The sequence below is a fragment of the Escherichia sp. 20412-1 genome, from assembly GCF_003027595.1.
In the GTDB taxonomy this organism is placed as follows: domain Bacteria; phylum Pseudomonadota; class Gammaproteobacteria; order Enterobacterales; family Enterobacteriaceae; genus Escherichia; species Escherichia marmotae.
The window spans coordinates 1-16,365 of record NZ_PYQM01000060.1; the positions used below are offsets into that span (position 1 = coordinate 1).

Sequence of the window (16,365 nt, forward strand, 5' to 3'; positions counted from 1 at the left end):
GGCCTACAGCCGTTGCCGAATGTAGGCCGGATAAGGTGTTTACGCCGCATCCGGCAATCAACGCCAGATGCGTCGCTGTCGCGTCTTATCAGGCCTACAGCCGTTGCCGAATGTAGGCCGGATAAGGCGTTTACGCCGCATCCGGCAATCAACGCCAGATGCGTCGCTGTCGCGTCTTATCAGGCCTACAGCCGTTGCTGAATGTAGGCCGGATCGCATCAGGCAATTGTGGGTTACGATGGCATCGCGATAGCCTGCTTCTCTTCAAGCAGCTTCTCGACCACGCCAGGATCGGCAAGCGTCGAGGTATCGCCCAGGTTGCTGGTATCGCCCGCCGCAATTTTGCGCAAAATACGGCGCATAATTTTGCCGGAGCGGGTTTTAGGCAGGGAGTCGGTCCAGTGCAGCACGTCTGGCGTCGCCAGCGGGCCAATCTCTTTACGCACCCAGTTGCGGACTTCTGCGTACAGTTCTGGTGACGGTTCCTCCCCGTGATTAAGCGTGACGTAGGCGTAAATCGCCTGGCCTTTAATATTGTGCGGAATACCGACCACCGCGGCTTCGGCTATCTTCGGATGCGAAACCAGCGCCGATTCAATCTCCGCAGTCCCCAGACGGTGACCAGAAACGTTCAGTACATCGTCCACACGCCCGGTGATCCAGTAATAACCATCTTCATCACGACGCGCGCCGTCGCCGCTGAAATACATATTTTTGAAGGTGGAGAAATAGGTCTGTTCAAAACGTTCATGATCGCCAAACAGCGTACGCGCCTGGCCCGGCCAGGAGTCAGTCATCACCAGGCTGCCTTCGGTCGCGCCCTCCAGCGGATTGCCTTCATTATCTACCAGTGCCGGTTGCACACCGAAGAACGGACGCGTTGCCGAACCGGCTTTCAGTTCGGTAGCGCCAGGAAGTGGGGTAATCATGAAACCGCCGGTTTCGGTCTGCCACCATGTGTCGACCACCGGGCATTTCTCGTTGCCGATCTTCTTCCAGTACCACTCCCACGCTTCCGGGTTTATTGGCTCGCCTACTGAACCGAGAATGCGCAGCGACGAACGGTCGGTGCCTTCAATCGCTTTATCGCCTTCCGCCATCAGTGCGCGAATGGCTGTTGGCGCGGTATAGAGAATATTGACCTGATGCTTATCCACCACTTGCGCCATACGGGCAGGCGTCGGCCAGTTTGGCACACCTTCAAACATCAGCGTGGTCGCGCCGCAGGCCAGCGGGCCGTACAGCAAATAACTGTGCCCGGTAACCCAGCCCACATCGGCGGTACACCAGTAGATATCACCCGGATGATAATCAAAGACGTATTTAAAGGTGAGCGCCGCGTAAACCAGATAACCGCCGGTAGTGTGCAGCACGCCTTTCGGTTTTCCGGTAGAACCGGAGGTATAAAGAATAAACAGAGGATCTTCGGCGTTGACCTCTTCCGGCTGGTGCTGATCGCTGGCTTGCTCAACCAGGTCGTGCCACCACAGGTCGCGGCCTTCCTGCCAGCCGATTTTTCCGCCAGTACGCTTCAGTACAATGACATGTTCAACGCTGGTGACATTCGGGTTTTTCAGTGCGTCATCAACGTTTTTCTTCAGCGGAATGCTGCGCCCGGCACGCACGCCTTCATCAGAGGTGATCACCAGTCGTGAGTTAGAGTCGATAATGCGCCCGGCCACCGCTTCCGGCGAGAAGCCGCCGAAAATCACCGAATGCACCGCGCCAATACGGGCGCAGGCCAGCATTGCGACCGCAGCTTCCGGCACCATTGGCATATAAATCGCCACAACATCGCCTTTTTTAATGCCCAGCCCGAGCAGGGTATTGGCGAAGCGGCAAACGTCGCGATGCAGCTCTTTATAGCTGATATGTTTGCTCTGGCTGGCGTCGTCGCCTTCCCAGATGATGGCGGTACGATTGCCGTTTTCTTGTAAATGGCGATCAAGGCAGTTTGCCGCCAGATTCAGCGTGCCGTCTTCGTACCATTTAATCGAGACGTTACCCGGGGCAAAGGAGGTGTTTTTCACCTTCTGGTACGGTTTGATCCAGTCGAGAATTTTTCCCTGTTCGCCCCAAAAAGTATCTGGTGCGTTAATGGATTGTTGGTACATCGCCTCATACTGCTGAGGGTTTATCAGGCAATGGTCTGCGATGTTGGCAGGAATAGTGTGTTTGTGAATTTGACTCATGCTTTTGTTCTCCTTGTAGAATGTTAATAATATGTGGCATAAGCGTTAAATGTAGGGGTATTGGTAGTTTTGTTTAGTATTTGGGCGGCAGATCACGCAAAAGCAGAATAGTGCAAATAAACGGCAGGGTATTTTTGAAGGTCACTAACAAAAGTTGATTAATTCTTTGAGGAACATGCAGTTATGCATACCGTTGGAAACGGGAAAAATACCGACTAACTCTAAAGTGGTATTTTACATGCACTTACAATTGATTAAAGACAACATTCAGAGTGTGGTTATTTGTTACACATAGGGGCGAGCAATGTCATGACAGTGTATGTGCGGTTACTGTTATGAAAAAACAATAAAAACTGCCATTGCCTCAATGGCAAAATTTGGATGAAGCCCCTATGACAAGGATAAAAATAAACGCACGCCGTTTCTTCAGCTTGTTGGTTCCTTTTTTCTTTCTCACTTCTGTTCACGCTGAACAAACGGCCGCTCCCGCGAAACCTGTAACTGTGGAAGCGAAGAATGAAACCTTTGCCCCGCAGCATCCCGATCAATATCTCTCCTGGAAAGCCACCTCGGAACAGTCAGAGCGTGTTGACGCACTGGCGGAAGATCCACGACTGGTGATCCTGTGGGCGGGGTATCCTTTCTCGCGCGATTACAACAAACCGCGCGGTCATGCCTACGCCGTTACCGATGTGCGCGAAACCCTGCGTACCGGTGCGCCGAAAAATGCCGAAGATGGCACGATGCCAATGGCCTGCTGGAGTTGTAAAAGCCCGGACGTGGCGCGTTTGATCCAGAAAGACGGAGAAGATGGTTACTTCCACGGTAAATGGGCGCGCGGGGGCCCGGAAATCGTCAACAACCTGGGCTGCGCTGACTGCCATAACACCGCTTCGCCAGAGTTCGCCAAAGGCAAACCAGAGTTAACTCTTTCCCGTCCGTATGCGGCACGTGCGATGGAAGCCATTGGTAAGCCTTTTGAGAAAGGTGGTCGTTTTGACCAGCAGTCGATGGTCTGCGGTCAGTGCCACGTGGAGTATTACTTTGACGGTAAAGATAAAGCCGTTAAATTCCCGTGGGATAACGGCATGAAAGTCGAAAATATGGAGCAGTATTACGACAAAATTGCCTTCTCCGACTGGACCAACTCCCTGTCGAAAACGCCGATGCTGAAAGCGCAACACCCGGAATATGAAACCTGGACTGCGGGCATTCATGGCAAAAACAACGTGACCTGCATCGACTGTCACATGCCGAAAGTGCAGAACGCGGAAGGCAAACTCTACACCGACCATAAAATTGGCAATCCGTTTGATAACTTCGCCCAGACTTGTGCGAACTGTCATACCCAGGACAAAGCCACGCTGCAAAAAGTGGTCGCGGAGCGTAAACAGTCGATTAATGACCTGAAAATCAAGGTTGAGGATCAACTGGTTCACGCTCACTTCGAAGCGAAAGCGGCACTGGATGCAGGCGCTACGGAAGCCGAGATGAAGCCGATTCAGGACGACATCCGTCATGCCCAGTGGCGTTGGGATCTGGCGATCGCTTCCCACGGCATTCATATGCATGCACCGGAAGAAGGTCTGCGGATGCTCGGCACGGCGATGGATAAAGCCGCTGATGCGCGTACCAAACTGGCGCGCCTGCTGGCGACCAAAGGTATCACCCATGAAATCCAGATCCCGGATATCTCGACCAAAGAGAAAGCCCAGCAGGCAATTGGCCTGAACATGGAACAAATCAAGGCCGAGAAGCAGGACTTTATCAAAACGGTGATCCCGCAGTGGGAAGAGCAGGCACGTAAAAACGGTCTGTTAAGCCAATAACCCCGTTCCGCCTCGCAAGGGGCGGAAAACACAATGGAGTGAATATGAGCGTATTACGTTCGTTATTAACTGCCGGGGTGCTGGCGTCGGGCCTGTTGTGGAGCCTGAACGGAATTACCGCTACCCCTGCAGCGCAGGTATCTGATGATCGCTACGAAGTTACCCAGCAGCGTAACCCGGACGCCGCCTGTCTGGACTGTCATAAGCCAGACACCGAAGGTATGCATGGCAAACATGCTTCCGTTATCAACCCGAATAACAAACTGCCGGTTACCTGCACCAACTGTCACGGCCAGCCGTCGCCGCAACATCGCGAAGGGGTGAAAGATGTGATGCGCTTTAACGAGCCGATGTACAACGTTGGAGAGCAGAACAGTGTCTGTATGTCCTGTCATCTACCGGAACAGTTGCAAAAAGCATTCTGGCCGCACGATGTTCATGTCACTAAAGTGGCGTGCGCCAGTTGTCATTCCCTGCATCCACAGCAAGATACGATGCAGACGTTAAGTGACAAAGGACGGATTAAGATTTGCGTCGATTGCCACAGCGATCAGCGCACCAATCCGAACTTTAACCCGGCGTCTGTTCCGTTGCTTAAGGAGCAGCCATGACCTGGTCTCGTCGCCAGTTTCTCACCGGCGTCGGCGTGCTGGCAGCCGTCAGCGGCACCGCAGGGCGCGTGGTGGCGAAAACGTTGAATATCAATGGCGTGCGTTACGGCATGGTGCATGACGAGTCGTTATGCATCGGTTGTACCGCCTGTATGGATGCTTGTCGGGAAGTGAACAAGGTGCCGGAAGGTGTTTCGCGCCTGACGATTATTCGCAGCGAGCCGCAGGGCGAATTTCCTGATGTGAAATATCGCTTCTTCCGTAAGTCTTGCCAGCACTGTGACCATGCGCCGTGCGTTGACGTCTGCCCGACCGGTGCATCTTTTCGCGATGCCGCCAGCGGGATTGTCGATGTTAATCCGGATCTCTGCGTCGGTTGTCAGTACTGCATCGCCGCCTGTCCGTACCGCGTGCGCTTTATCCATCCGGTTACGAAGACCGCGGACAAATGCGACTTCTGCCGTAAGACCAATTTGCAGGCCGGTAAGCTGCCCGCGTGCGTTGAGGCTTGCCCGACGAAGGCGCTGACATTTGGCAATCTGGATGATCCCAACAGTGAAATTTCAAAACTGCTGCGCCAGAAAACCACTTACCGCTACAAGCTGGCGCTGGGAACCAAGCCGAAGCTGTACCGCGTGCCGTTTAAATACGGGGAGGTAAGCCAATGACTCAGGCTTCCGCATTTCATTTTGAATCGCTGGTGTGGGACTGGCCGATTGCCATCTATCTGTTTTTAGTGGGAATTTCTGCGGGGTTGGTGACGCTGGCTGTGTTGCTGCGTCGTTTCTATCCACAGGTGGGCGGTGCAGACAGTACGTTGCTGCGTACCACGCTGTTTGTCGGGCCTGGCGCGGTGATCCTCGGTTTGTTGATCCTCGTCTTCCACCTGACGAAGCCGTGGACCTTCTGGAAACTGATGTTCCACTACAGTTTTACCTCGGTGATGTCGATGGGGGTGATGCTGTTTCAGCTCTACATGGTGGTGCTGGTGCTGTGGCTGGCGAAAATCTTTGAACAAGATTTGCTTGCCCTGCAACAACGCTGGTTGCCGAAGTTGGGGATCGTGCAAAAGGTTCTGACCCTGCTGACGCCTGTTCATCGCGGGCTGGAAACGCTGATGCTGGTGCTGGCGGTGTTGCTGGGGGCTTATACCGGTTTTCTGCTGTCGGCGCTGAAATCGTATCCGTTCCTCAATAACCCGATTCTGCCGGTGCTGTTCCTGTTCTCCGGCATCTCGTCCGGTGCGGCAGTGGCGCTGATCGCCATGGCGATACGCCAGCGCAATAACCTGCATTCCACGGAAGCGCACTTTGTTCACCGTATGGAAATACCCGTTGTATGGGGTGAAATCTTCCTGCTGGTGGCGTTTTTCGTCGGTCTGGCGTTGGGCGATGACGGTAAAGTGCGGGCGCTGGTGGCAGCATTGGGCGGCGGTTTCTGGACAGGGTGGTTCTGGCTTGGCGTTGTCGGGCTGGGGCTGATTGTGCCAATGCTGCTCAAACCGTGGGTGAATCGCAGTTCCGGCATTCCCGCCGTGCTGGCGGCGTGTGGAGCCAGCCTGATCGGTGTGTTGATGCTGCGCTTTTTCATTCTCTACGCTGGGCAGTTGACGGTGGCGTAGGCCAGAAAAGAGGTGGTTTCTGGACGTATTCCTTCCTGAAGTCGGTTTTCTGGCGTTGTTGTTAAGTCTCGGGGTCAACGTGTTGACCCCGTTGACGACCTTCGTGGGTGTGCGACTGCGCTGGCCTGCTATGATGCGGCTCACCAGCATCGGCACTCTGGCACAGTTCGCGCTCCTGCTGCTTGCCTTTGGCGTACTGACGTATTGTTTTCTCACCAGCGATTTCTCGGTTATTTATGTCGCTCAACATAGCTACAGTTTGCTGTCGTGGGAACTCAAACTGGCGGCGGTGTGGGGCGGTCATGAAGGTTCGTTGATGCTTTGGGTGCTGTTGCTTTCCGCCTGGAGCGCGCTGTTTGCCTGGCATTATCGGCAGCAAACCGGGTCGCTATTTCCGCTCACGTTAGCCGTTTTATCTCTCATACTCGCCGCGCTGCTGCTGTTTGTGTTGCTGTGGTCTGATCCCTTTGTGCGCATATTCCCACCAGCAATCGAAGGCCGCGATCTCAATCCGATGCTGCAGCATCCAGGTCTTATCTTCCATCCGCCGCTGCTTTATCTCGGCTATGGCGGTTTGATGGTGGCGACGAGTGTGGCGCTGGCGAGTTTACTGCGCGGCGAGTTTGATGCAGCCAGCGCCCGTGTCTGCTGGCGATGGGCGCTGCCGGGGTGGTGTGCATTAACGGCGGGGATCATCCTCGGTTCCTGGTGGGCCTATTGTGAACTGGGTTGGGGCGGCTGGTGGTTCTGGGACCCGGTGGAAAACGCCTCCTTATTACCCTGGCTTTCTGCCACTGCGCTGCTGCACAGTTTGTCTCTGACACGTCGGCAGGGAATTTTCCGCCACTGGTCTCTGTTGCTGGCGATAGTTACGCTGATGCTGTCGCTGCTGGGTACGTTGATTGTTCGTTCCGGCATTCTGGTTTCGGTTCATGCGTTCGCGCTGGATAACGTTCGCGCCGTGCCGCTGTTCAGCCTGTTTGCACTGATTAGCCTTGCGTCTTTGGCGCTGTATAGCTGGCGGGCGCGGGACGGTGGCTCTGCGGTGCGTTTTTCGGGGGTATCGCGGGAAATGTTAATTCTCGCAACGCTGTTACTGTTTTGCGCGGTGCTGCTGATCGTACTGGTGGGAACGCTGTATCCGATGATTTACGGCCTGCTGGGCTGGGGGCGTCTCTCCGTTGGTGCGCCGTATTTTAATCGCGCGACATTACCGTTTGGTTTGTTGATGCTGGTGGTGATTGTGCTGGCGACGTATGTCTCTGGCAAACGTGCACCGCTTCCGGCGCTGCTGGCACATTCTGGCGTACTGTTATTTGCCGCCGGGATCGTGGTTTCCAGCATTAGCCGTCAGGAGATCAGCCTGAATTTACAGCCGGGTCAGCAGGTGACGCTGGCGGGTTACACCTTCCGTTTTGAACGCCTCGATCTGCAAGCCAAAGGCAATTACACCAGCGAAAAAGCGGTAGTGGCGCTGTTTGACCATCAGCAACGTATTGGTGAACTGACGCCGGAGCGGCGTTTTTATGAAGCGCGCCGTCAGCAAATGATGGAGCCGTCTATTTGCTGGAACGGCATCCATGACTGGTATGCAGTGATGGGGGAGAAAACCGGGCCAGATCGATACGCTTTTCGTTTGTATGTACAAAGCGGCGTGCGCTGGATCTGGGGGGGAGGGTTGTTGATGATTGCGGGTGCATTGCTAAGCGGATGGCGGGGGAGAAATCGCGATGAATAAATTGCTTCTCACGTTACTGTTGATATTTGCCTGTTTTGCACACGCCCAGGTCGTAGACACCTGGCAATTCGCCAATCTGCAACAACAGGAACAGGCGTTAAATATTGCCAGTCAGTTACGTTGCCCGCAGTGTCAGAATCAGAACTTACTGGAATCCAACGCGCCGGTGGCAGTCAGTATGCGTCATCAGGTTTACAAGATGGTGGCGGAGGGGAAAAGCAAAGCTGAGATTGTCGGCTGGATGACCGAACGCTACGGTGATTTTGTCCGCTATAACCCACCGCTGACCAGCCAGACGCTGCTCCTGTGGGCGCTGCCAGTGGTGTTGTTACTGCTGATGGCGCTGATCCTCTGGCGGGTGAGGGGGAAACGATGAAACAGCCTCAAGTGCCGGTAAAAACGCTGGTGGCACTGGCGGTTGTGATGGCGCTGCTCTGTATCGGCGGTTATCTGTTAAGTCCGAAATGGCAGGCGGCACGTGCGGAGTATCTGCGCCAGCGCGATCCGTTACATCAGTTTACCAGCCAGCAAACACCGGAGACACAGCTTCAGGCATTGCAGGATAAAATTCGCGCCAACCCGCAAAATAGCGAACAGTGGGCGCTGCTGGGCGAGTATTACCTGTGGCAAAACGATTACAGTAATTCGCTGCTGGCGTACCGTCAGGCGCTGCGACTGCGCGGTGAGAACGCTGAACTGTACGCGGCGCTGGCGACGGTGCTTTATTACCAGGCCAGCCAGCATATGACCGCCCAGGCTCGTGCGATGATCGACAAAGCCCTGGCGCTGGACGAAAACGAAATCACCGCCCTGATGCTGCTGGCTTCTGATGCGTTTATGCAGGCGAACTACGCGCAATCCATCGAACTATGGCAAAAAGTGATGGATCTCAACTCACCCAGGGTAAACCGGACACAGTTGGTTGAGTCGATTAATATGGCAAAACTGCTGCAGCGGCGATCGGATTAATCATCCGGAGCTGAAGATTATGTTATTGGGTTGCGTAAAAATTAACCAAATGAACGCATTCAGAAAATAATCACTAATCAGTATTATTGCAAATTAAACAAATAAAAATCTTTCCATAACAAATGGTTATGCATTAATCTTGCCATAAACTCGCGTTATTATGCATTAATGCAGCGAAAAGCTCTGTTGTTAAAGGGTTGCGCAACATACCGCGCAAATGATACTGATCATAAGCGTTAAAAAAATCTACAAACCAACGCAACACAATTCATGCCCTGGCAGTATGTCACGTTCTCACGTTTTTGAACGGGAGAGCGGCGCTCCATTGAGGAAGTTATTCTGATGAAAAATATAAAATTCAGCCTGGCCTGGCAGATTCTGTTTGCTATGGTGCTGGGCATTCTCCTGGGAAGTTACCTGCACTACCATAGCGACAGCCGCGAATGGCTGGTCGTCAATTTGCTCTCTCCGGCGGGTGATATTTTTATCCACCTGATCAAAATGATTGTTGTGCCGATTGTTATCTCCACGCTGGTTGTTGGGATTGCAGGTGTTGGTGATGCTAAACAACTCGGACGAATTGGCGCGAAAACCATTATCTACTTCGAGGTGATCACCACCGTCGCTATCATTCTGGGGATCACTCTGGCGAACGTCTTCCAGCCCGGTTCCGGGGTGGATATGTCGCAGTTGGCGACTGTCGATATTTCGAAATATCAGAGCACCACGGAAGCGGTACAAAGCAGTTCCCACGGCATAATGGGCACTATTTTGTCGCTGGTGCCGACGAACATTGTGGCGTCGATGGCGAAAGGCGAAATGCTGCCGATCATCTTCTTCTCGGTGTTGTTTGGTCTGGGACTTTCCTCCCTACCCGCGACGCATCGTGAACCGTTGGTGACCGTGTTCCGCTCCATCTCCGAAACCATGTTTAAAGTGACTCACATGGTGATGCGTTACGCGCCGATTGGTGTGTTTGCGTTGATTGCGGTGACAGTAGCTAACTTTGGTTTTTCTTCTCTGTGGCCGCTGGCGAAACTGGTGCTGCTGGTGCATTTTGCCATTCTGTTCTTTGCGCTGGTGGTGTTGGGAATTGTGGCGCGCCTGTGCGGGTTAAGCGTCTGGATCCTGATTCGTATTCTGAAAGACGAGCTGATTCTGGCGTACTCCACTGCCAGCTCTGAAAGTGTGCTGCCGCGGATTATCGAGAAGATGGAAGCCTACGGCGCACCAGCGTCAATCACCAGTTTCGTGGTGCCAACTGGTTACTCCTTTAACCTTGATGGTTCGACGCTGTATCAAAGTATTGCCGCTATCTTCATCGCCCAGTTGTATGGCATTGACTTGTCCATCTGGCAGGAAATCATTCTGGTACTGACGCTGATGGTGACCTCGAAAGGGATTGCTGGCGTGCCGGGCGTGTCGTTTGTGGTGCTGCTGGCAACGCTGGGTAGCGTGGGGATCCCGCTGGAAGGCCTGGCGTTTATTGCCGGTGTTGACCGTATCCTCGATATGGCGCGTACTGCGCTGAACGTGGTGGGTAATGCGCTGGCGGTGCTGGTAATTGCCAAGTGGGAACACAAATTTGACCGCAAAAAGGCGATGGCCTACGAGCGTGAAGTGCTGGGCAAATTTGATAAGACTGCGGATCAGTAATTGAAGATTGCCGGGAAGTTATATCCACCCGGCAATGTGTGGATGCCTGATGCGACGCTTACCGCGTCTTATCAGGCCTACGCCAGACTGCACAATAGCCTGATTTAGCGTAATTTTTGTAGGTCGGATAAGGCGTTTACGCCGCATCCGACACCCCAATTTTAGCCATTAGTTAACTTTTCAAATTCTTCACATCCGGTATCAAACCCTTCCATACAGCTCAGGTTCAACCAGTGCAGCGCCTTTTGTTTGTTCTTCTCGATAAAACCTTCTTCACCGTTTAAGAACATCATTCCCGCCCAGTACTCGGAATACCCGGTACGGGAAATGGTAGAGCTACGCTTGAAATACCAGGTTGCTTTGTCATCGTCGGCCTTGATGCCCACGCCGTTGGCGTAAATTAAGCCAAGCAGCATTTGGGCATCAGCGGCGGAGTCGTTCTCCAAATCTTCCGAGGCGTTTTCTAACAGTGAAATCGCTTTCGGATAATCCGGTTTACCTGCCTGGGTATTAACCAGAATATGTGCCAGCGTCACTTCACCTTCTTTACTGCCCGCTTGCGCCGCTTTTTCGGCAAGCACTTTTGCTTGTGGATAGTCCAGACTGACCGGATTAGTGATTTTGATCTGCGCTAACAGCGCGCAGGCATCGGCATCACCGCTGTCAGCGGCTTTCTGTGCCCAATATTCGGCTTTGCTCAAGTCGCCGGAGCTAAACCAGCTATCGGCAAGAAAATATTGTGCGCGTTTATCTCCGGCCTCTGCTGCCTTTACATACTGGCTGCCTGGCTCGGAGTCGTCCGCGTGGGCAAAGAATGTCAAAAATAACATCAAAGTGATAATTTTTTTCATTTTGATAATGAGGTTTGGTAGGGTATAGACAGTATAAAGTGTTCGGATGGACAAAAAAACAACTGTAAAAAGACCTGCAGGCAGAATGATTTAATGCGATGTAAGGATTTTTAATCCATCCGATGCTCACCTTTTTCCAGAGCGTTGCGATCGAAAAATCGCTGAATTTTCCCCCCATCCATCATTGCCGCCCGGTCAGACATGTGCGCGATGACATCTGTATCGTGGCTGACCAGCAGATAGGTCATTTGGTGCTTCCGCTTCAGTTGATTCAACAAATTAAGAATTTCCGCTTGTACCGACATATCCAGTGCTGAGGTGGGTTCATCCAGCAGAAGAAGTTGTGGCCGTAATAATAGGGCGCGAGCAATAACCACACGTTGTCGCTGACCACCGGAAAGTTGATGCGGGTAGCGGCGAGCGGCGTCGGCAGGTAAACCAACTTGTTCCAGTGCGGTATGGACGTGTTTTTCTATTTCACGTTCACCACGGATTTTGAGCGGTTCAGCCAGCGTTCGCCACAACGTATGATTGGGATGCAATGAGGCATAGGGATCCTGAAACACCATTTGCACATTGCGGCGGAGATCGCCCTGAAAACGCATGCCTGGTTTGATGGTGTGCCCAAACAGCGATACCTGGCCGCGCCAGTCGCGCTGTAATCCGGCAATTACGCGCAAAATTGTGGATTTTCCACAGCCTGATTCGCCAATTAAGCTAAATGTTTCTCCGGCATTAACCGAAAAACTGGCGGCTGAAACTGCGGTTTTCTCAGCAAAAGTAACCTGCAAGTGATTAATTTCAACAATCGTCATGGTATTTCTCCGGCGTCATCGCCGTCCTGTCCAGCGTCGGCAGCATCTGTCCGTAAGTTTGCGCACTCGGGCGGCAAGTCCACAGTGTGCGCGTGTAAGGGTGTGTTGCTGTGGGTAGCGCATCGGCGCGCATTTCATCCACCTTACTTCCCTGATACATCACCAGCACCCGGTGGCAAAATTGGGCAACTAATGGCAGGTCGTGACTGATCAGCAGCATCGCCATCTGTCGTTGTTCACACAGGGTCACCAGAAGTTCCAGAATCTGATTGCGCAGGCGAACATCCAGTGCCGATGTTGGCTCATCGGCAATCAATATCCGGGGATTGTTGATGAGCGCAATTGCAATCATCACTCGCTGCCCCATCCCGCCAGAAAGTTCTCGTGGATAGCTTTGCAACACTCGCGTATTAAGGCCGACAGCCTGAATTGCGGTATTTATTTTCTCTTCTTTTTCGCGGCGACTCAGGCGTTGGTGAAGCGTAAGTGCCTCTTCCAGTTGCGCTTTCACAGTTTTCACAGGATTCAGTGCATAACGCGGATCTTGCAATACCATTGCGATATCGTTACCGCGCAGTTGTTGCCATCCACGCGCGTTAAGGGTGAGCGCATCACGACCCAGGATGTTAAGTGTGTCTGCGGTTACCACTCCGGGTTTGCGTACCAGCCCCATCAGGGCGCGGGCGGTCATGGACTTACCCGAACCTGACTCACCGACCAGCGCCAGACGCTCATTGCCTAATGTAAAACTGATATTGTTAACGACCCGGGAACCCGGATAGTCGACACAGAGATTGTTGATACTAAGGCGCGGATCAGTCATGTTGTGGCTCCAGAACATCGCGCAAGCCATCGCCCAGTAGATTAAAGGCCAGGCTGGCAATTAAGATAATTGCGCCGGGCGCGGCGGCAATCCACCATTGATCGAAAATGACCTGCATACCATCAGCGATCATGGCTCCCCATTCCGCCATTGGCGGACGAGCACCAAGACCAAGAAAACCCAGGCCAGCAGCCGCCAGAATGATGCCTGCTAAATCCAGCGCCAGGCGGACAATGGCCGATGGCAGGCACAATGGCAAAATATGACCAATAAGCAGACGCCAGCCGCGGATGCCCATCATCTCTGCAGCAGCAAGATAATCACTGTGTCGTAGACGTTGGATCTCACTGCGCGCCTGACGCGCATAAGCGGGCCAGGTGGTTAACGCCAGCGCCAGCGCGCCGTTAACCAGCCCCGGCCCCAGCATGGCAACGAAAGCAAAGGCCAGAATCAAACGCGGCATTGACATCACCACGTCAGTAAAACGCATCAGCACGCGTTCCAGCCAGCCGCCATAGTATCCGGATAAAATGCCAATCAGCAGGCCGACCGGGAGTGTAATGATGGTCACCAGTGCCACCAGACCCAGCGCTGGTCGGCTGCCGTAGATTAAACGTGAAAGCAGATCTCGCCCGTAACTATCTGTTCCGAGCCAGTGCTGGCTACCCGGCGCTTGTAACCGTGCAGCCGCATCCTGCCAGTTAGGATCGTGAGGAGCCAGCCACGGCGCGAAGAGCGCAATTAGCATCAATAACAGGATAATTATCAAACCGCAGAACGCGGCGGGTGAATGACGCAAACGGCGTAAAAAGAGAAACATCGGCATCAGCGCAACCTCGGATCGGTCAGCCGGACCAGCAGGTCGGTGAGGTTATTTATCAACACAAAGCAGACGCCAATCAGCAATGTTCCCCCCATGATTGCTGTAGTGTCGCCCGCGAACAGCGCCGTGGTGAGATAGCGCCCAATGCCCGGCCATGAAAAGACAGTTTCTGTCAGTACCGCGCCTTCCAGCATCGATGTATAGGCGAGAGCGATAACGGTGAGCAAGGTGCCGCGAATGTTGGGCAAAACATGACGTAGCAAAATTGTCATCTCGCTGGCCCCTTTGGCGCGCGCCAGCAGAATATATTCTTTATTCATTTCGCCAAGACAAGCGGAACGTGTCAGGCGCGTAATACTGGCGAGTGAGAAGTACGCCAGTAATAAAACCGGCAGTATCAAATGGTTGATGGCATTGGTAAACGCCTCGCGATCGCCAGAAAGCCACGTATCAATCAGCGCAAATCCGCTGCGGGGTTCAATGGTGAATTGATAAATATCATCCAGCCGGCCCGGTCCGGCACTCCATTGCAGTCTGGCGTAAAACAGTGCCAGCATCAGCAGACCAAGCCAAAAAATGGGGACGGAATTTCCCAGCAGAGTCAGTGTCCGCACGGCGAAATCCAGCGGTGAACCGATATAACGGGCGCAAAGTACACCCGCAATAACGCCGACAACGGAGCCGACAATAAGCGCCAACGTCGCCAGTTCCAGGGTCGCCGGAAACGCCGATAGCAAGTCCTGGAGAACCGGTTGCCCGGTAGCGCTGGCAATGCCGAGATCGCCGTGAGCCAGATTCACCAGGTAATGCCAGAACTGGACGGCTAACGGTTGATCTAACCCTAACTGGTGGCGCACCTGATCATAGGTGGACTGGCTGGCGTGATCGCCAACGATTTGCAGTACCCGATCGACCGGTGAGAGGGCCGAAAGCGCAAAGGTAATCAGCAGCAGGCCGAGCAACGTCAGAGAGACGGTAAACAGTCCCTGCAAGAGCGCGAGCAGAGGGCGTTTGCCTCGCCATCTCGCGTGAGTGGAAAAAGCGGCAGACATGATCTTTCCATACAGTGAAAAATCAGCGACTGGTCTGCAGTGCGGACCAGCCCTGGTAACCGCGCCCGATAACGTTGTCGGGCGCGAGTGGCGTACAGGATTATTTGGTTACCTGATCAAACCAGACCATATCGGCATTCAATCCTTGTTGATAACCCTGCACATTATCACGCATGACAATTTGCGTTTTGCCTTGATCAATAAAGACATACGGGGAACTACGTTGCAGTTCTTGTTGCATTTTTTTATATAAATCAAGACGTTTAGCATTATCGGGTTCAGCGACTGCCGCCAGCGTTTCTTTGTTCAGTTCTGGGATTTTCCAGCTATTTAACCCGGCAACGGTGCTGGATTTGCCATCGTTATAGGCGAAAGAGCTGGCGTTGGAATGTGCGTCAAAATAATCAGGCAACCACATACGAATGGCCCCCTGATGCTGATGGGCGCGAACCCGTGAGTAAACCTGGCTCCCCGCGGCTGGCAGCAAATCCACTTTTACACCACCCTGAGCAAAGCTGGCCTGAATTGACTGCGCGATGGTAATAAATGGCGGTTTATTTTCGACATCAAGCGTGAAGTGCGGGTCTTTGATTCCAGCTTTAGCGAGGATCTCTTTTGCTTTGGCAGGATTAAAGGTGAACGGTGTCTCTTCCAGTGCTCCGGGGAAACCTACTGGCAGGAAACTTTGATGGGTAAAGTATTGTCCTTTCAGCAGATTTTGGGTGATGCCGTCGTAATCGACCAACCAGCGAGCAGCTTCCCAGAACGCAGGATTACTCATCAGCGGGTTATCCTTGTTGCCGGTATTAAAGGCCAGATAGTTCTGCTCAGCGGAGGCAATACTCATCACTTTGACGCCAGGTTTACCCTGTAATGCATCAATTTGGTCTGCCCCCAGATCGCGAGCCATATCAGCATCGCCTTGTTGGATCAGCAGGCGACGCGTTGCAGGATCGGGAACATTTTTGATGATGACGCTTTTCAGCTTCGGTGCGCCGGTCGGTGAACTGGCGTTGGCTTCCATCACGATGGCCTGATGCGGTTGGTAGGTACGCATTTTAAACGCGCCGCTGCCAGCGGAATGCATCTTCAGCCATTCATTACCAAAGTCGTTATTTTTGGCGTTTGGCGCAACCAACTTCTCGTCAACAATCGAGGCAATTGGCGTAGAGAGAATATTCAGCGCCAGCGCCGGACTGACGTCAGCACTCCACTGTACCTGGACAGTATGGTCGTCGATTTTCTTCAACTGGCTGGCTGTAGTGGCACACTAAATTTGGCCACCTGAACAGAGGTGATATGCTCACCTCAGAACAACACAGGTGCTCCAATGAAAAAAAGAAATTTCAGCGCAGAGTTTAAACGCGAATCCGCTCAACTGGTTG

At 53.2% G+C, this 16,365-nt stretch carries 14 protein-coding genes and 1 pseudogene; 8 read left to right on the forward strand and 7 right to left on the reverse strand.

What is annotated here, in order from left to right:
- Nucleotides 1-233: 233 nt before the first annotated feature.
- Nucleotides 234-2,192 carry an acetate--CoA ligase gene (gene acs, locus C7B16_RS22400; RefSeq protein WP_000078190.1) on the reverse strand — a complete coding sequence of 653 codons (1,959 nt, stop codon included), beginning with the start codon at nucleotides 2,190-2,192 and terminating at the stop codon, nucleotides 234-236.
- 392 nt (nucleotides 2,193-2,584) lie between these two features.
- On the opposite strand from acs, the gene nrfA reads away from it, so the two are divergent.
- The 8 genes from nrfA (at nucleotide 2,585) to gltP (ending at nucleotide 10,616) form a co-directional block, all read left to right on the forward strand.
- Entirely contained in the window at nucleotides 2,585-4,021 is a 1,437-nt protein-coding gene (nrfA, locus tag C7B16_RS22410; protein ID WP_000196871.1) for an ammonia-forming nitrite reductase cytochrome c552 subunit, read from the forward strand.
- Between the two features lie 44 nt (nucleotides 4,022-4,065).
- Complete coding sequence (nrfB, locus tag C7B16_RS22415; protein ID WP_010377524.1) at nucleotides 4,066-4,632, forward strand: cytochrome c nitrite reductase pentaheme subunit; 567 nt, start codon at nucleotides 4,066-4,068, stop codon at nucleotides 4,630-4,632.
- Nucleotides 4,629-5,300, forward strand: coding sequence for a cytochrome c nitrite reductase Fe-S protein (gene nrfC, locus C7B16_RS22420; protein WP_000220276.1), 672 nt, complete (start codon nucleotides 4,629-4,631; stop codon nucleotides 5,298-5,300). The genes nrfB and nrfC overlap by 4 nt, the downstream gene beginning before the upstream one ends.
- A complete protein-coding gene (gene nrfD, locus C7B16_RS22425; protein ID WP_107180173.1) occupies nucleotides 5,297-6,253 on the forward strand; it encodes a cytochrome c nitrite reductase subunit NrfD in 957 nt (318 codons plus the stop codon). The genes nrfC and nrfD overlap by 4 nt, the downstream gene beginning before the upstream one ends.
- A 19-nt stretch (nucleotides 6,254-6,272) precedes the next feature.
- Nucleotides 6,273-7,991 carry a heme lyase CcmF/NrfE family subunit gene (locus tag C7B16_RS22430; protein ID WP_072024168.1) on the forward strand — a complete coding sequence of 573 codons (1,719 nt, stop codon included), beginning with the start codon at nucleotides 6,273-6,275 and terminating at the stop codon, nucleotides 7,989-7,991.
- On the forward strand, nucleotides 7,984-8,367 hold the full coding sequence (nrfF, locus tag C7B16_RS22435; RefSeq protein WP_001037812.1) for a heme lyase NrfEFG subunit NrfF: 384 nt from the start codon (nucleotides 7,984-7,986) through the stop codon (nucleotides 8,365-8,367). Before C7B16_RS22430 ends, nrfF begins: the two co-directional genes overlap by 8 nt.
- A complete protein-coding gene (gene nrfG / locus C7B16_RS22440; protein ID WP_016262781.1) occupies nucleotides 8,364-8,960 on the forward strand; it encodes a heme lyase NrfEFG subunit NrfG in 597 nt (198 codons plus the stop codon). The genes nrfF and nrfG overlap by 4 nt, the downstream gene beginning before the upstream one ends.
- Before the next feature lie 342 nt (nucleotides 8,961-9,302).
- Complete coding sequence (gene gltP, locus C7B16_RS22450; protein WP_000789606.1) at nucleotides 9,303-10,616, forward strand: glutamate/aspartate:proton symporter GltP; 1,314 nt, start codon at nucleotides 9,303-9,305, stop codon at nucleotides 10,614-10,616.
- 161 nt (nucleotides 10,617-10,777) lie between these two features.
- Here gltP and yjcO read toward each other — a convergent pair whose 3' ends face one another.
- From yjcO to C7B16_RS22480, 6 genes and pseudogenes are all read right to left on the reverse strand, one after another.
- Complete coding sequence (gene yjcO / locus C7B16_RS22455) at nucleotides 10,778-11,467, reverse strand: Sel1 family TPR-like repeat protein YjcO (protein ID WP_085449492.1); 690 nt, start codon at nucleotides 11,465-11,467, stop codon at nucleotides 10,778-10,780.
- A 110-nt stretch (nucleotides 11,468-11,577) separates the two neighbouring features.
- Nucleotides 11,578-12,282, reverse strand: coding sequence for an ABC transporter ATP-binding protein (locus C7B16_RS22460; RefSeq protein ID WP_107180174.1), 705 nt, complete (start codon nucleotides 12,280-12,282; stop codon nucleotides 11,578-11,580).
- Entirely contained in the window at nucleotides 12,269-13,105 is an 837-nt protein-coding gene (locus C7B16_RS22465; protein WP_107180175.1) for an ABC transporter ATP-binding protein, read from the reverse strand. Before C7B16_RS22465 ends, C7B16_RS22460 begins: the two co-directional genes overlap by 14 nt.
- Nucleotides 13,098-13,931, reverse strand: a complete 834-nt coding sequence (locus tag C7B16_RS22470) for an ABC transporter permease (RefSeq protein WP_001131973.1) — start codon at nucleotides 13,929-13,931, stop codon at nucleotides 13,098-13,100. The genes C7B16_RS22465 and C7B16_RS22470 overlap by 8 nt, the downstream gene beginning before the upstream one ends.
- The gene (locus tag C7B16_RS22475; protein WP_107180176.1) at nucleotides 13,931-14,980 is read right to left on the reverse strand and encodes an ABC transporter permease; all 1,050 of its coding nucleotides are present in this window, start codon (nucleotides 14,978-14,980) and stop codon (nucleotides 13,931-13,933) included. Before C7B16_RS22475 ends, C7B16_RS22470 begins: the two co-directional genes overlap by 1 nt.
- A gap of 100 nt (nucleotides 14,981-15,080) precedes the next feature.
- Nucleotides 15,081-16,238 (reverse strand): annotated as a pseudogene (locus C7B16_RS22480) (ABC transporter substrate-binding protein); the annotation flags it as partial.
- Nucleotides 16,239-16,365: the final 127 nt, after the last annotated feature.

Bases quoted from the DNA above. Each gene is read 5' to 3' on its own strand.
- acs (WP_000078190.1), bottom strand. From the start codon at position 2,192: ATGAGTCAAATTCACAAACACACTATTCCTGCCAACATCGCAGACCAT.
- nrfA (WP_000196871.1), top strand. From the start codon at position 2,585: ATGACAAGGATAAAAATAAACGCACGCCGTTTCTTCAGCTTGTTGGTT.
- nrfB (WP_010377524.1), top strand. From the start codon at position 4,066: ATGAGCGTATTACGTTCGTTATTAACTGCCGGGGTGCTGGCGTCGGGC.
- nrfC (WP_000220276.1), top strand. From the start codon at position 4,629: ATGACCTGGTCTCGTCGCCAGTTTCTCACCGGCGTCGGCGTGCTGGCA.
- nrfD (WP_107180173.1), top strand. From the start codon at position 5,297: ATGACTCAGGCTTCCGCATTTCATTTTGAATCGCTGGTGTGGGACTGG.
- nrfF (WP_001037812.1), top strand. From the start codon at position 7,984: ATGAATAAATTGCTTCTCACGTTACTGTTGATATTTGCCTGTTTTGCA.
- nrfG (WP_016262781.1), top strand. From the start codon at position 8,364: ATGAAACAGCCTCAAGTGCCGGTAAAAACGCTGGTGGCACTGGCGGTT.
- gltP (WP_000789606.1), top strand. From the start codon at position 9,303: ATGAAAAATATAAAATTCAGCCTGGCCTGGCAGATTCTGTTTGCTATG.
- yjcO (WP_085449492.1), bottom strand. From the start codon at position 11,467: ATGAAAAAAATTATCACTTTGATGTTATTTTTGACATTCTTTGCCCAC.
- C7B16_RS22460 (WP_107180174.1), bottom strand. From the start codon at position 12,282: ATGACGATTGTTGAAATTAATCACTTGCAGGTTACTTTTGCTGAGAAA.
- C7B16_RS22465 (WP_107180175.1), bottom strand. From the start codon at position 13,105: ATGACTGATCCGCGCCTTAGTATCAACAATCTCTGTGTCGACTATCCG.
- C7B16_RS22470 (WP_001131973.1), bottom strand. From the start codon at position 13,931: ATGCCGATGTTTCTCTTTTTACGCCGTTTGCGTCATTCACCCGCCGCG.
- C7B16_RS22475 (WP_107180176.1), bottom strand. From the start codon at position 14,980: ATGTCTGCCGCTTTTTCCACTCACGCGAGATGGCGAGGCAAACGCCCT.